General features: G+C 42.1%; 11 protein-coding genes and 1 pseudogene. 7 read left to right on the top strand and 5 right to left on the bottom strand.

Annotation, left to right across the window (positions count from 1 at the left end; genetic code table 11):
* The first annotated feature begins 24 nt into the window (after nucleotides 1-24).
* The 6 genes from iscU (at nucleotide 25) to IHE35_RS06170 (ending at nucleotide 5,616) form a co-directional block, all read left to right on the top strand.
* A complete protein-coding gene (iscU, locus tag IHE35_RS06195) occupies nucleotides 25-411 on the top strand; it encodes a Fe-S cluster assembly scaffold IscU (protein ID WP_004812740.1) in 387 nt (128 codons plus the stop codon).
* A 41-nt stretch (nucleotides 412-452) separates the two neighbouring features.
* Nucleotides 453-773, top strand: coding sequence for an iron-sulfur cluster assembly protein IscA (gene iscA, locus IHE35_RS06190; protein ID WP_004812739.1), 321 nt, complete (start codon nucleotides 453-455; stop codon nucleotides 771-773).
* Between the two features lie 114 nt (nucleotides 774-887).
* Nucleotides 888-1,403: a Fe-S protein assembly co-chaperone HscB gene (hscB, locus tag IHE35_RS06185; protein ID WP_242789764.1), complete on the top strand. Its 516-nt coding sequence runs from the start codon at nucleotides 888-890 to the stop codon at nucleotides 1,401-1,403.
* A 40-nt stretch (nucleotides 1,404-1,443) separates the two neighbouring features.
* Nucleotides 1,444-3,303, top strand: coding sequence for a Fe-S protein assembly chaperone HscA (hscA, locus tag IHE35_RS06180; protein ID WP_242789763.1), 1,860 nt, complete (start codon nucleotides 1,444-1,446; stop codon nucleotides 3,301-3,303).
* A 15-nt stretch (nucleotides 3,304-3,318) separates the two neighbouring features.
* On the top strand, nucleotides 3,319-3,657 hold the full coding sequence (fdx, locus tag IHE35_RS06175) for an ISC system 2Fe-2S type ferredoxin (protein WP_242789762.1): 339 nt from the start codon (nucleotides 3,319-3,321) through the stop codon (nucleotides 3,655-3,657).
* Between the two features lie 228 nt (nucleotides 3,658-3,885).
* Entirely contained in the window at nucleotides 3,886-5,616 is a 1,731-nt protein-coding gene (locus IHE35_RS06170; protein WP_242789761.1) for a hypothetical protein, read from the top strand.
* Between the two features lie 92 nt (nucleotides 5,617-5,708).
* Here IHE35_RS06170 and IHE35_RS06165 read toward each other — a convergent pair whose 3' ends face one another.
* The 5 genes from IHE35_RS06165 to aspA all read right to left on the bottom strand — a co-directional run bounded on the left by IHE35_RS06165 (nucleotide 5,709) and on the right by aspA (nucleotide 13,438).
* Nucleotides 5,709-7,181, bottom strand: a complete 1,473-nt coding sequence (locus tag IHE35_RS06165) for an adenylate/guanylate cyclase domain-containing protein (protein ID WP_242789760.1) — start codon at nucleotides 7,179-7,181, stop codon at nucleotides 5,709-5,711.
* 58 nt (nucleotides 7,182-7,239) lie between these two features.
* Nucleotides 7,240-7,674: an HIT family protein gene (locus IHE35_RS06160; protein ID WP_004894486.1), complete on the bottom strand. Its 435-nt coding sequence runs from the start codon at nucleotides 7,672-7,674 to the stop codon at nucleotides 7,240-7,242.
* A 241-nt stretch (nucleotides 7,675-7,915) separates the two neighbouring features.
* Nucleotides 7,916-11,374, bottom strand: coding sequence for a transcription-repair coupling factor (gene mfd, locus IHE35_RS06155; RefSeq protein ID WP_242789759.1), 3,459 nt, complete (start codon nucleotides 11,372-11,374; stop codon nucleotides 7,916-7,918).
* A 122-nt stretch (nucleotides 11,375-11,496) separates the two neighbouring features.
* A complete protein-coding gene (locus tag IHE35_RS06150) occupies nucleotides 11,497-11,856 on the bottom strand; it encodes a hypothetical protein (RefSeq protein ID WP_242789758.1) in 360 nt (119 codons plus the stop codon).
* A 130-nt stretch (nucleotides 11,857-11,986) separates the two neighbouring features.
* A complete protein-coding gene (gene aspA, locus IHE35_RS06145; protein WP_242789757.1) occupies nucleotides 11,987-13,438 on the bottom strand; it encodes an aspartate ammonia-lyase in 1,452 nt (483 codons plus the stop codon).
* 410 nt (nucleotides 13,439-13,848) lie between these two features.
* Between aspA and putP the strand changes: the two are divergent.
* Nucleotides 13,849-15,363 (top strand): annotated as a pseudogene (gene putP / locus IHE35_RS06140) (sodium/proline symporter PutP).
* Nucleotides 15,364-15,373 lie beyond the last annotated feature (10 nt).

Genomic DNA, 15,373 nt, shown 5'->3' with positions numbered 1-15,373 from the left:
GACCCCGAGGTTTGGAGAAGCAACATGGCTTATAGCGAAAAAGTAATTGACCATTACGAAAACCCACGTAACGTTGGTGTTTTAGACAAAAATGCAGAAAACGTAGGTACAGGCATGGTGGGTGCACCAGCATGTGGCGACGTGATGCGTCTTCAGATTCAAGTGAATGATGAAGGTGTAATTGAAGAAGCACGTTTTAAAACTTATGGCTGTGGTTCAGCAATTGCATCTAGCTCACTGGTAACTGAGTGGCTGAAAGGTAAAACTCTGGACGAAGCTCAAGCGATCAAGAATATTGATATTGCAACTGAACTTGCTCTTCCTCCAGTAAAAGTACACTGCTCTGTACTTGCTGAAGATGCGATTAAAGCTGCTGTAGAAGATTATCGTAGCAAAAAAGTGAAAGCTTAATTGCTGACGTGTATTTTTGAAGAAAGATTAACGGAGTTTTCATGATCCATTTAACTGAAAATGCTGCAACTCATATCAGCAATTACCTGAAAAATCGTGGTAAGGGTGAAGGCATTCGCGTTGGTGTGAAAACTTCAGGCTGTTCTGGTCTGGCTTATGTGCTTGAATTCGTCGATGACGCTGATACACATGATGAAGTATTTGAACAGTTTGGTGTTAAAGTTTTCGTTGACCCGAAAAGCCTGGTTTATCTCGAAGGTATGGAGATGGACTACGTAAAAAATGGTCTGAACGAAGGCTTCGAATTTAACAACCCGAACAAAAAAGGTGAATGTGGCTGCGGTGAATCCTTCACTGTATAAGGCTTAATCAGCGTACATTTATCCTTGTAGCATTAAAACAGTGTCATCTACACTGTTTTAATTGCATTCAGGCAGTAGTTTTTAGTTGCATATTAATCGTGGATCCAATCTCCCATGAATCATTTTGAGTTGTTCAACCTCCCTGTCGCACTTGATATTGATTCAGCTGCTTTAAAAGCTGAATTTTTAAAGTTACAGCAACAATATCACCCAGATAAAGCTGCAGACAAAGACCAGGCCCTGATCAAATCAAGTGAAATCAATCAGGCATATAAGGTTTTGTCGGCTGTGGATAGTCGCGCTGCTTACTTACTTTCATTAAAAAAACAGGATTATCATCTGGATCAGTCCATCAGTGATTTTGAGTTCCTGCAAGATGCGCTTGAAATTCGTGAGCAGCTTGATGATGCAGCTTCAGCAGAAGATTTATCTTCCTTGAAAGTTGAAGTTCAACAGTGGATTGATGGTCTGGTGCGTGAATTCAAAATTGATTATGCAGATGAAGACTGGTCTGAGGCTCGCGACACTGTGCGTAAACTGCGCTTCTTTGTAAAAGTCATGGCAGATATCGATAAAGCGGAAGACCGCTTCCTCGATGATGACAGCTTTGACCTCGATGACGATTTTTAATTTCTCTCTTTAATATTTAACGTGCAAAGGATGTAACACTATGGCTCTCTTGCAGATTGCAGAACCAGGTCAATCAAGTGCACCGCATGAACACCGCATTGCGATTGGTATCGATTTAGGCACCACCCACTCTTTGGTTGCCACGGTTCTTTCAGGTAAAGCCAAAGTACTTAATGATGAACAAGGACGTGTGTTACTTCCTTCTATCGTTCATTATGCAGAGCAAAGCACTCAGTACGGCTATGAAGCTGCACCATTCACGACGACTGATCCAAAGAATACCATCGTTTCTGTAAAGCGTTTCATGGGTCGTTCTCAAGCGGATATTAAATTCCAGCATCCGTACACCTTAGTGGGTGAAGCGAATGAAATGCCAGCCTTTGAAACCGCTCAGGGTCGTAAAACACCCGTCGAAATTTCAGCACAAATCTTAAAACAGCTGAAAGACCGTGCAGAAGCTAGTTTAAAAAATGAGATTAATGGCGCTGTCATCACAGTTCCTGCATATTTTGATGAAGCACAACGTCAGGCAACTCGTGATGCGGCACAATTGGCCGGTTTAAATGTACTTCGTTTACTGAATGAACCTACTGCTGCTGCTGTGGCTTATGGTCTGGATCAAGACACCAACCTGAGTACAGATCGCAACTATGTGATCTATGACTTGGGTGGTGGTACTTTTGACGTATCTATCCTGCGTTTCTCACAAGGTGTATTCGAAGTATTAGCCACTGGTGGCCATACTGCTCTGGGTGGTGATGACCTGGATCGTCTTATTCTGAAATGGGCCAAGAAACAGCTGAACATTGAAACTTTAAATGATGCCGAATACGCACATTTCATTACCGCTGCGCGTAAAGCCAAAGAAGCGCTTTCTGATGCTGAGTCTGTAGAACTGAAACTGCTGGATCATGTCTTAACATTAGACCGCCCAACGTTTGAAGAAATCATTAAAGTTGCACTGGATAAAACCATTAGCGTTTGTAAACGGGTAATGCGTGATGCCAAACTGGAACTGAATGATATTCAAAACGTAGTGCTTGTAGGTGGTTCTACCCGCTCGTATGCAGTACAAAAAGCAGTGCGTGAAGTGTTCAACCAAGAACCGCTTTGCACGATTAACCCGGATGAAGTCGTTGCGATTGGTGCCTCGATTACTGCGAACCAATTGATTGGTAATTCAACCGACGGTTCATTGTTACTAGACGTAACGCCATTGTCTCTGGGTCTAGAAACCATGGGTGGTCTGGTAGAACGCCTGATTTCACGTAATACAGCAATTCCTGTGGCACGCCGTCAAGAATTCACAACCTATCAAGATGGTCAGACCGCGATGTTGATCCATGTAGTTCAGGGTGAACGTGATCTGGTGGAGCATTGCCGTAGCTTAGGTCGCTTCGTGTTGCATGGTATTCCACCGATGACAGCAGGTCAGGCACGTATTGAAGTAACTTTCCAGGTCGATGCTGATGGTTTATTAACCGTATCTGCGCAAGAAACCACATCTGGCGTGAAAGCACAGATCGATATTAAACCATCTTATGGTTTATCTAGCGAAGATACAGAGCGTTTACTGCTTGAAGGTTATAAATTTGCTGAAGAAGATAAAAACCTGCGTCATCTTCAGGAAACCAAAGTTGAAGCACAACGTGAACTTGAAGCGCTGTCTCAAGCCCTGAAAACGGATGCCAAATTATTAAGCGAACAGCAGCTTACTGATCTGCAAGCTGCTCAGACCAAGCTTGAACAAGAGCTCCAAGGCACAGATATCAAAGCGATTGAATCTGCTGTAGAACAGCTTAAAATACATAGTGATGCATTTGCAGCTGTTCGGATGAACCAGCATATCGATGCAGCACTGAAAGGTACTAAACTCGACGACTGGTCAAACTCAAACTAATTTAAGGTAAAGACTATGCCACGTATTAAAGTTCTTCCACATGCGCAAATTTGCCCTGAAGGTGCTGAGTTTGAAGTTGAACAAGATGCCAATTTATGTGAAAGCCTGTTAAATAATGGGATCAAGATTGAACATGCTTGCGATATGTCATGTGCATGTACCACATGTCACGTGATTGTACGTCGTGGCTTTGACAGCCTGGAAGAAATGAATGATGTTGAAGCAGATCTGTTAGACCGTGCATGGGGCCTTGAGCCTGATTCACGTTTGTCTTGTCAGGTCAAAATTGTTGATGAAGATCTGGAAGTTGAAATTCCAAAATACACCATCAACCATGCTTCAGAAAATCATTAAGTTTTTCTCATCTATGAAGTGACAAACTTAAGTCATCATCTGAGTGTGTTGAACTCACCGCTCAGATGATTTGCATAAAAAATAAAACTATATTACTGCTCTCTCATAAAAATATTGTCTAAATAAGTAATAAAAAACAGCTAAGTCACAAACACAAAAATGCAAAAAAATGTTAACATTTTTACATAAATTCTTGATTCTGACTAATTTTCCTTTGAAGAAATTAAAATGAAAGACTACATTCCTTATGAACTTCGCTCTCTAGCGAACCAAATTGATCCTTATCTAGATTTATACTGGAAAGAGAACTACCAAAATTTGTTTTCACAGATTCCAGCACATCAAAAAGAACTGCTGAATACACAAATCTTACAGAAAAAATCTATCTATTGGAACCGTAGTGACAATACCTTTAGACTGAACAAAGAAAGTAATTTTGCTGAATATATTAAAACCATCCACCACAGTGGCATTCGTAATTTAGCAGAAAAACTTTTCGCCTCATGCACACATTTAGAAAAGTATAACGATGCTCATGAGATTGCCAATTTCATTGAAGGTTTAGTCAGCCAGGTAAATAAAATTGATACCGAAGATAATATTTCATTGCAAAAATATAAAAATGAAATTCGCGTACAATTTATTTATTACCTTGCAAAAATAATCAAAGATAAAAATAACTTTGTCATCCCCCCCAATAGTCGAAATCTCGATACCGATACACTTAAAGTATTTATTAATGAAGTCTATTTAAAACAGCAATTACTGAATTTTTGGTTTAAGACCGTTCAATTCCGTGAACTTATAAATCAAAAACGTCCATTATTCTCCCAGTTGATTGTCGAGCAGAAAAGACTCAGACAACTTGAAGTAGTCAAAACCTCTAAATATTTCTTCTGCCTCTCTCAACCTGCGCAAAATAAGGACATTAACACTTACTCAATCCGACGTTTTTTAAATGAAGAAAAAAGTCTCGTTTCCGATATTATCTATTTGAATGGTGTGACACTCAATTTAGCAAAGGTTGATGATTCAACCTATGTTCAGCAATTCCAAGACAATATCGTGAAAATTGTCACTATTGAAAAACAAATTGGTCATGAAGCAATCAACTTTATTGAAAAGATTCGTGAACATAATGCTACAGTCTTACTTCCTTTGCTCTTTAAGCCTTTAGACTCCTCGGGGCTGAATATGGAAAAAGTGATTGAAGAAAGGCTCATTGATTTTGAAAAAGATCTTATTTTAAATATTTTAGAACCAACTGCAAATTTTCTTAAGTTTAAAATCTCACATCAAGATGAATACCACTATATCTATACAAGCTTAAGAGAAATATTTTCGGATATTTTAAGTTATTTCCAAGATTTCCAATCGCAACCTGCTGTCATTTTTGACTACAAAGCTAAGGTCTTCTTTTACCGTTTAGTATCGTGGCTGAATTTACTCGAAAAACGCTATGATGAGATTTTCAAAAAGAGTGATCTCGAACAATGGGAAAAAGCTAGCACAAAAATGCATGAGTCGATTGACAGTTTAATGAATATTATCAAACAATCACTACAAGCGCACAAAGACACTTATTTACAAATCAAAGAAACTGAACGAGACCTCGAAAATAGCGACAGCTTCATGTCGAAATTGTTTAAAACTAAAGATAAGAAGCAACACCTGCTTGAAGAACAAAAATATAAATTACAGCAAATTAAAGTGAATGCTTTCGTAAATATTATTCGTGTGCCTAAAAAATACCCACAGTTTACGGTCTATTTGGAATATGAGTCACAAATTTCAGTAAGTGATAAAGAACGTCATTACGCATTTTCTGTCGGTGATAATGGCATTTCTCGACTACCGGTTATGGTGCAACTGCCTGAAGATCGATCAAAATTCAATCTCCATGAAGTTTATAACAACCTGAGCTTTGATATTAACCTTGCTAACCAAAAATGGGTTTAATGGGCCACAAAAAATCCCCGACCACCATTTTGGTATCGAGGATTTTTACACGAGATAACATAGAGCAATGATAAAAACGCATTAAGACATAATTAATTGCTTTGCTCAGCCTCAATGAGCTCACTTGGGGCTGAGACTTCATCTTCCAAATGTAGACGAACAACACCTTGTGTATTGGTCATCTGCTGCTGGGTTTGAATGCGCTTGATCATATTTTCAAGCACATGGACCAGTTTAGGATATTCGTAGTTTTGTACTTCATCCAGATTAAGTAACAGATGGAAACCTTTATATTCGTAATCAAACCAGCGTTGATAATCAATTTTCTCTGAAGTAAATCGCTCCATTACCTGCCAGGTACGTACTGGCTCTTTAATCCCCTTCAGGAATACTGGTTTTTTCCCTGCACAAAGATAGTCATTCTTGATAAGTGTATGGGTATCTTCAGAAATCAGGATTTCATCTACTTCAGCAGCACATTGTAATCGTGCTGCCAGGTTGGCATCCCGTCCCACAATCGTATAAGCCATACGGTGATTAGCGCCATAATTGCCAACGTGACAATACCCCGTCGAAATACCCATACGAATATGTAGCGGTGGATAGCCCATTTTCACCCAGCGTTCACGCAGGATTTTCATCTGCTGACGCATGGCAATCGCCATATCCAGACAGTTCTTAGCATCCTGCTCAACACCATCAGAATACGGATCACCGAAAAAGATCAGGATCGCATCACCCATGAATTTATCTACCGTGCCTTCATAGTGCTTGGCGATTTCTGTCATGTGACTGAGATAGTCATTCAGCAGGAAGGCTAAATCATCTGGAATCAGCGTTTCAGAGAGTTCCGTGAAACCCTGGATATCGGAAAAAAATACGGTAAGTTTCTTACGTTTATATTCAATCTTGGCTTCAGACTCACCTTTCATAATGGATTGCCACAACTGCAAGGGTGCATAACGGCTCAGCTGATTGGCAAATTCCATATAACGGTTCATCTGATCATAATAATGATTCTTTTTCTGCGCCATATAACGTGCACGCGTGGTTTGATAGTAATTCCCTACACCAAAATAGGTCACCAGACAAAGGAAGCCCAGAACCGTCAACTCATTGCTGGTTGGCTGAAAATATTCACCAAAACCAAAGATAAAAATATTGCAGAAATAAAAAATGGCAATACCGATCAGGCTTGCCAATGAAAACGTCAAAAATGAAATTTTGTTACTGATTGCGGTATACAACAATGCGACCAGTCCCAATAAAGACAGTACCAGACTCATATGCATTGCAGAAAGAATGACTGCAATTACAGCAATGTCGAGCACAAAGAAGACATTACGCTTGATACTAGTATTGTAGCGATAGATGAGCCAGCGCGACAGCTTCGGCAGAGCCAGTATAATCGCAAGAAAGAAAAACGGGATAAAAATCTGGTACTGCGTATCAGGCTCTGTATAGTGAAAAACGACGATGACCAGCGACAGCATGATATATCCCATCAGTCGATGGAAATATTCAAACTGTTTCGGCTCTTTATGTACCCAATCGTCTATTTGCACTCAGTTGCTCCTTGCAGCACTGTATAATTTACAGGCCTGATTGCAGCATGGGATCAGATTAATCCATACGCCAGTCGAATGGCATATCTCCCTGACCACGTAGAGCCAGCATTAACGTCTGACGCATATGAGCAAGAACTTCACTGCTATAAGGAACCGCAGGTGTTCCCCAAACTGGTTTTGGCCAAGCCACATCATTCTGGTAACGAACCACATGATGAAAATGTAGCTGTGGAACCATATTACCTAATGCAGCCACATTCATTTTGTCTGCACGGAATACACGCGCAAGCTGACTAGACAACCAGCTTGATTCACGCAGGAACTGTTCCTGGTCGGCCTGGCTAAGTTCATATAATTCTGTAATGCCCGGCACACGTGGAATCAGGATTAACCACGGAAATTGCATATCATTCATCAAACGACATGTTGATAAAGGAAAGTCGCCTACAAAAAACGTATCTTGAGCAAGTTGAGGATGCAAACTAAACATATCTTTATAAATGATGCAAAATTAGAATGATGGCTAATACTAACATATCCAGTGCTAGCTGAATATTGTGAGCAATGTGTTTAAATACAAATTTGGAGGATTTGTTATGAACTCGGTCACAACTCAGACTTTACCGAATCCCATAAAATAATCAAGCCTTTCTTTCCATTTATATGTGACTTAGCTATCGATTTAAACGAATGGTCAGAATTCCTTTTCTGACCCATTTTTTAAAACCTTTTTAATGCAGCTCTTTCAGCAGGCTATCCAGCAAATCGTTTAAAAACTGAATACGTTTTTGATAGTCTTCCAGCATGACCATGACTTTCAGACGTTGTCCGCCATTCATCCGGAAATAGGTCGGATGTTTCTGCATCATCTGAATGATACTCATGGCCTGCACTGGTGTATCCGGAGCAAATTCAATATGACCACCCTGACCGCCAATGTCGATTTTAGTAATGCCCAGCTGTTCTGCTTTCAGGCGAAGCTGATGCACTGCAAATAGCTGCTTCACTGGCTGTGGCGGAATACCAAAACGGTCAATCAGCTCCATACGGATATTGTCGAGCTTGTCTTGGGTATCGGTGTTACTGATACGCTTATAGAACAGCAGACGCTGATGCACATCACCCAGATAATCATCCGGAATCAGCGCTGGCATATGCAGATTGATTTCTGCCGTCAAAGATAATGGCGCATCAAAGTTCGGGGTTTTCCCTTTCTGGATGGCTTTGGTGGCTTTCTCCAGCATTTCCATATACAGGCTATAACCAATTGCCTGCATCGAACCACTTTGCTGTTCACCCAACAGTTCACCTGCTCCACGGATTTCCAGATCTTCGGTTGCCAGCATAAAACCTGCACCCAGATTTGAAGCCCGCTGAATTGCATCCAGGCGTTTTTCAGCATCGCCTTTTAGACCTTTGATCGACGGGACTAACAGATAAGCATAAGCCTGATGATGGGAGCGGCCAACACGACCACGTAACTGGTGCAACTGAGCCAGACCCAGTTTGTCCGCACGTTCAATAATGATGGTATTGGCACTCGGCACATCAATTCCGGTTTCGATAATGGTCGAACACACCAGAACATTGTATTCCTTGTGATAGAACTGCTGCATCACCTGTTCCAGCTCACGTTCACGCATTTGCCCATGGGCAACAATGACACGTGCTTCTGGGACCAGCTCACGCAAACTTTCTGCAGCGCGGTCAATGGTATCCACTTCATTATGCAGGAAATAAACCTGACCACCACGCAGCAATTCACGCAGAATTGCTTCTTTAATAGTGTCATTGGTCTGCTCTTGGACAAATGTTTTCACTGCCAGACGACGTGCCGGTGGTGTCGCGATGATTGAAAGATCACGCATGCCGCTAAAGGCCATATTCAGAGTACGTGGAATTGGTGTGGCAGTCAGGGTCAGCATATCCACATCGGCACGTAGGGCCTTGATACGTTCTTTGTCCCGCACCCCGAAACGGTGTTCCTCATCAACAATCATCAGTCCGAGATTTTTGAACTGGACATTTTCCTGCAGAATTTTATGTGTACCAATGACAATATCCACTTTGCCTTCTGCCAGGTCTTCAATCGTTTTAGTATGTGCCTTGGAAGAACCGAAACGTGACAGCACTTCAATGCGTACCGGCCAGTCCGCAAAGCGGTCTTTAAAGGATTCATAGTGCTGTTGTGCTAACAAAGTAGTTGGAACCAAAACAGCGACTTGCCGGTTATTCTGCACCGCAACAAAGGCGGCGCGCATTGCGACCTCAGTTTTCCCAAAACCAACATCACCACAGACCAGACGATCCATTGGTTTGGCCTGCTGCATATCATATAAAGTCGCTTCAATGGCATTGGCTTGATCCAGAGTTTCCTCATAAGCAAAGCCACTGGCAAACTGCATATAGAGACTTTGATCCAGCTCAAAACTGATACCCGGCTTGGATGAACGACGTGCCTGTATATCTAGTAATTCAGCTGCTACGTCGTGAATCTGTTCCAGTGCCTTACGTTTGGCTTTGCTCCAGGCATCTGTTCCGAGCTTATGTAGTGGTGCCAGATCAGGATCACCACCACTATAACGGCTGATCAGATGCAGATTGGTGACTGGTACATAAACCTTGGCATCATCAGCATAATCCAGTTGCAGGAATTCATGGTCCTGATCGTCAATACTCAGGGTAATCAGACCGGCATAACGCCCTACACCATAATCAATATGTACGACTGGCGCACCAATGCTCAGCTCGGTCAGACTGCGAATCAGGAATTCTTCGGAGACTTCCTGTTGACACTTGCGACGGCGCTGTACCACCCGATGTTCATAGAGCTGGTTTTCCGAAATCACAGCGATACGATCAGTCAAAACCAGACCACGTTCTAAGGGTGCACTGGTAATGGCAATCGCATGTAATGATGTGACAAAAGCATCAAAATTCTCGACGGTCGGGATATCACCCAGACTTGGACGCAGTGCATCTTTTAGAGTTTCTCGGCGACCTACACTTTCAGCCACGAGTAGAACAGGATGATTAGCTGCATCGATATATTTTTTAACTTCGATGAATGGCTTTTCCCGTTTCGGATCGACCGGCAGTCGTGGCGGTGTCTGAGTATCCAGATTTATCACACCCGCTTTTTCATCAAAAACATCTTGAGAAGCAATAATGCGACCAAACTGGTTCAATTGTTCCAGCACAAGATTAGTCTGGGTAAACAGCATTTCCGGAGGTAGAATTGGCTGATCCACATTATGACGGCGATCCTCATAACGACGTACCACCTCAGCCCAAAACTGGTTTAATGACTCTTCCAGACCGCGATCTGTAATGACAATGCCATTCTTTGGTAAGTATGAAGCCAAAGTGCTGTGAGCTTGCATCGCTTCTGCACTAAAGAAAAGCGGCATGTAAAATTCAATACCGGGCGAAGCAATACCATCCATGACATCTTGATACATCGGGTTTTTCTTGGGATTTGCTGTCGGGAACAGCTCACCATAACGGTCCCGGAAAGTGGCGCGCCCTTCTTTCAGTGGAAATTCTTGTGCTGGTAATACGGTAAATTGTTCTAAAGTTTGCGTAGTGCGCTGGGTTTCCGGATCAAAAAATTTCAGCGTTTCAATTTCATCATCGAACAGGTCAATCCGGATCGGTGCATCCTGACCAGAGGCATAAATGTCCATGATGCTGCCGCGGACTGCAAATTCACCATGGTCATATACCGTATCAACCAGATGGTAACCCGCCTGAATCAGTTTTTTCTTTTGCTGTTCCAAATCAAGCTTTTGCCCGACACGAATATCAAAGTGTTCGCCCAATACCCATGAACTTGGCGCTACACGCTGTGCCAGCGTAGAGGCAGATAACAGCAACACCCCAGTCTGTGGCATATTGGACAGAATGGCCAGACGTTCAGAGACAATGTTCTGATGCGGAGACAGACGGTCATAAGGCAAAATTTCCCAGTCTGGAAATATAGTCGGCTTGATGCCATAGAATTCCAGTTCACTTTCCAGCTGACCAAGGTGCTGATTATTGCGGGCCACAATCACAAACAACTGTTTATGTTGCTTGGCGATTTCTTTCAGTAATAATGCTGTGGATGATCCCTGCAAGTTGCCTAACCAGCGTCGCTCACCAGCCTTGAGTTGTTTTAAATTGAGTTGGGAAATTTCTTGTTGGAACATGTATATAGCTTTAAAGTCTAAACAACATGCCCCTTATACTATCACGATGGTATCTGCGCATTTCGTTATTTTTATGCAGTCTTTGCGAGCAGAAAAATAATGGTTTCTTTTCGTTTCAAATGCTACTTTTTCTCACGTAGAAAATTTCGGTAGTAATCATTCAACTTTTTTACTATTACTTTAAATTGCAGCAAATTTTCTTCAGTATTGCCTAATCTTGAATTAAAACGTTGATGAGCAATTTCCAGATCAATTTTTTCATTCATGATCATGGCTGTAAAATATAATTCTTTCAGATCATTAAAAGTTTTCATGCGTCGGTTAGACAGATATTCCAGACGTTCACCCAGCTCCTGATTCAGATTGATCCCATCTACGATATAGCCGGTTTCTTCGGCATATTGAATATTATTTTCTTCTAGATAAAGCTGTGCAGGAGAAGGTTTATTCGATTTGAATAAAGCGCTGATTTTATCAAACATGCTATGTTCCGGATTCATCGTGGGATTTATCTAGTCTAGATGAAAATACCCCAAATCCACAGACTGGATTTGAGGCAAATGGTTAAAATCAGCACGATCCTATAAATCGTGATTCAAAACCTTAACAACTTCAGGACACTTGTTCTAACTGATTAATCTCGCTAGGTACTTCCGAGACCAGATTTTCAAAGGCAAAGATTTGATCTAACTGAGCCTGACTGAGCAAACCCAGCTCCAGGACGACTTGAGGCACTGTTTTATCTTCACGAATACACTGTTTTCCGATTTCATCGCACATGGCATGCCCGAGCAGCGGTTCCAGTAAAGTGATAATGCCAATGCTGCGCATTACCGCATTTAAACAGTTCTGCTCATTGGCCTGAATTCCGGCAATACATTTTTGCTGTAGCGTCTGCATACCTTGGGTCAGTAATTGAATCGATTCATTTAAAGATACCGCGATGACCGGTTCCATGACATTCAGCTGTAATTGCCCAGCTTCCGCCGCCATGGTCACGGTCAGGTCATTACCAATCACCCGAAACGCAATCTGATTCACTACTTCCGGAATCACTGGATTCACTTTGGCTGGCATAATCGAAGAACCTGCCTGTAATTCTGGCAAACGGATCTCAGCTAAACCGGTACGTGGTCCAGAACTTAGGAGACGTAAGTCATTACAGATTTTGGACAATTTGACTGCCAATCTTTTCAGGCTGCTAGACAGAATAATAAAGACGCCACAATCACTGGTCGCTTCGACATAATCTTCTGCACCTTTTAAAGGCAAACCAGTGATGTGTGCCAAAGTTTCTACAGCACGCTTGGCATAACCCGTTGGTGTATTTACACCAGTTCCAATCGCTGTTGCACCTAGATTAACTTCCAGCAATAACTGACGCATTTGCTCAATCAGCTTAAAATCTTCTTTTAATAAAGTCGCAAAAGCGCGGAATTCCTGCTCCATAGTCATAGGAACAGCATCCTGCAACTGAGTACGACCCATCTTGATCACATACTGAAACTCGGTAGCCTTATTATATAAAGTATCAATCAAAGATTTTTGCACATTGAGTAGTTCATCTAAACGTGTATAAGTTGCAAGGCGCAGTGCCGTGGGATAAACATCATTGGTGGATTGGGAAGTATTCACATGATCATTCGGATGCAGAATGTGGTAATCGCCTTTGCGATGCCCCATCAGTTCCAGTGCACGGTTGGCAATCACCTCATTGGCATTCATATTAATTGAAGTACCCGCTCCGCCTTGATAAGGATCCAGTGGAAAAGCATCCTGCCAGTTTTCCGGATATTTAATCAGCTCATCACAGGCTTGCTGGATAGCTGCACATTGTTGTTCTGAAATTTTCTGAAAATGTAGATTGGTTTGTGCAGACGCTTTTTTAACTTGTGCCAAAGCGCGAATAAAGTGTGATTGCTGTCCTACAGTTAAACCTGATATCTGAAAATTTTCCAGCGCACGTAGGGTATGAATCCCATAATAACTATGCTGTGGAATCTGTTTTTTACCCAATAAATCCTGTTCGATTCTGTTCAAGTCAATTTGAAGCATATTGTCCATGTTTTTTACTCTTGGCGATGATGCACCTTGATGGTGCCCTTTCACTATGCGTGGACCAGCCAGAAACAAATAGAAATCTTTTAAGTGATATTTGCAACAAAATATGTCTAATTCGCACTTGTTGTTAGTTTTGTAACTTTGTGTAAAAAAAATAATAAAAACTTAATAATTTTAACTATTTATTAAAAATTAGCTTCTTTACTCTAAATTAGACTATTCTTGACTTTATCCAGCCATTTTAAATTTCATAGTATTCTGTCTAAGAAATCTAATTTACATAAAACATACATAAAAACTGCTTAACTGTTACAGAGTGTAATTTTTAAACCGTGTTTGAATCACTGCCCTGTGAACGCAGTACAAAAAATCATCCCGGATGATGATGTGCAATATTTAAGGATACTCTACCTATGAGCTCGCTAAACCCGACACTGATTACTTTTCTGTTTTATATCGTAGCCATGATTGGGATTGGTTTATACGCCTATCGTGCGACCTCCAATTTTGATGAATATATTCTGGGTGGGCGAAGTCTGGGCAGTATGGTGACTGCACTTTCGGCAGGTGCCTCCGACATGAGCGGCTGGCTACTGATGGGTCTGCCTGGTGCAATTTACCTGTCTGGCCTGTCTGAAGTCTGGATTGCGATTGGTCTGATTATTGGTGCCTAGCTGAACTGGTTACTGGTGGCTGGCCGCCTGCGTGCTCATACCGAGTATCAGAACAATGCCCTGACCCTACCCGATTATTTCACCAGCCGTTTTTCGGATAAGAAACGGATTTTACGCTTGCTTTCCGCAATCGTGATTCTGGTGTTCTTTGCGATTTACTGTGCTTCCGGCATGGTTGCGGGTGCACGCTTATTCGAAAGCCTGTTTGGCTGGGATTACACCACTGCACTTTGGCTCGGTGCTGTTGCCACGATTCTGTATGTGTGTATCGGTGGATTTTTAGCGATCAGCTGGACCGACACTTTTCAAGCCGGTTTGATGATTTTTGCCTTGTTAATTACACCAATTATTACCTATCTGGCATTGGGTGATAATGCTCAACATGTCGGTACATTGCTTGAAGCTGCTCGTCCACATGCATCCAATATGCTGGAAGGCCTGAGTATGGTCGCGATTATTTCCAGTTTGGCATGGGGCTTAGGCTATTTTGGTCAACCGCATATTTTAGTGCGTTTTATGGCTGCAGATTCGGTAAAAACCATTCCCGCTGCGCGCCGTATCAGCATGACCTGGATGATCCTGTGTTTGGTCGGTGCAATGTCTGCAGGTTATATCGGGATTGCTTATTTTGCTGCAAATCCGGACTTAGCTGCTGCAGCGATCGTGAACCAGAATCCTGAAACAGTTTTTATGGAACTGACCAAAATCCTGCTCAATCCTTGGGTGGCTGGCATCGTTCTGGCTGCCATTCTGGCTGCGATTATGAATACTTTAAGCTGTCAGCTGCTGGTCTGTTCTACGACTCTTACCGAAGATTTATACAAGGGTTTCCTGCGTAAAAATGCTTCGCAAAAAGAGCTGATCTGGGTTGGGCGTGGCATGGTGATTGTGATTTCCCTGATTGCGATTGCACTTGCCATCAATCCAAACAGCAAAGTCCTTGGTCTGGTAGCTTATGCCTGGGCTGGCTTTGGTGCGGCGTTTGGGCCACTAATCATCTTCTCACTATTCTGGAAACGCATGACCCTCAACGGTGCGATTGTCGGGATGGTTGCGGGTGCAGTGACCGTGATTGTCTGGAAAAATTATATGGGCGATACGGGTCTGTACGAGATTATTCCAGGCTTTATCCTGGCAACACTTAGCATTGTGATTGTTAGTCTGCTAGATAAAGCGCCAAGTAATGATGTGGTAGAACGTTTTGAACTAGCGAAAGCTGAATATCAGAAAGAAATGGCAGAGATGAAAAAATAATCTTTCTATT

The organism is Acinetobacter sp. ASP199 (assembly GCF_022700675.1).
In the GTDB taxonomy this organism is placed as follows: domain Bacteria; phylum Pseudomonadota; class Gammaproteobacteria; order Pseudomonadales; family Moraxellaceae; genus Acinetobacter.
Note: the sequence above shows the minus strand (reverse complement) of the source record. Positions and strands in the feature narration are given on the sequence as shown.

Excerpts from the sequence above, each read along its gene's own strand:
- iscU (WP_004812740.1), top strand. The coding sequence starts at position 25 with ATGGCTTATAGCGAAAAAGTAATTGACCATTACGAAAACCCACGTAAC.
- iscA (WP_004812739.1), top strand. The coding sequence starts at position 453 with ATGATCCATTTAACTGAAAATGCTGCAACTCATATCAGCAATTACCTG.
- hscB (WP_242789764.1), top strand. The coding sequence starts at position 888 with ATGAATCATTTTGAGTTGTTCAACCTCCCTGTCGCACTTGATATTGAT.
- hscA (WP_242789763.1), top strand. The coding sequence starts at position 1,444 with ATGGCTCTCTTGCAGATTGCAGAACCAGGTCAATCAAGTGCACCGCAT.
- fdx (WP_242789762.1), top strand. The coding sequence starts at position 3,319 with ATGCCACGTATTAAAGTTCTTCCACATGCGCAAATTTGCCCTGAAGGT.
- IHE35_RS06170 (WP_242789761.1), top strand. The coding sequence starts at position 3,886 with ATGAAAGACTACATTCCTTATGAACTTCGCTCTCTAGCGAACCAAATT.
- IHE35_RS06160 (WP_004894486.1), bottom strand. The coding sequence starts at position 7,674 with ATGTTTAGTTTGCATCCTCAACTTGCTCAAGATACGTTTTTTGTAGGC.
- mfd (WP_242789759.1), bottom strand. The coding sequence starts at position 11,374 with ATGTTCCAACAAGAAATTTCCCAACTCAATTTAAAACAACTCAAGGCT.
- IHE35_RS06150 (WP_242789758.1), bottom strand. The coding sequence starts at position 11,856 with ATGTTTGATAAAATCAGCGCTTTATTCAAATCGAATAAACCTTCTCCT.
- aspA (WP_242789757.1), bottom strand. The coding sequence starts at position 13,438 with ATGGACAATATGCTTCAAATTGACTTGAACAGAATCGAACAGGATTTA.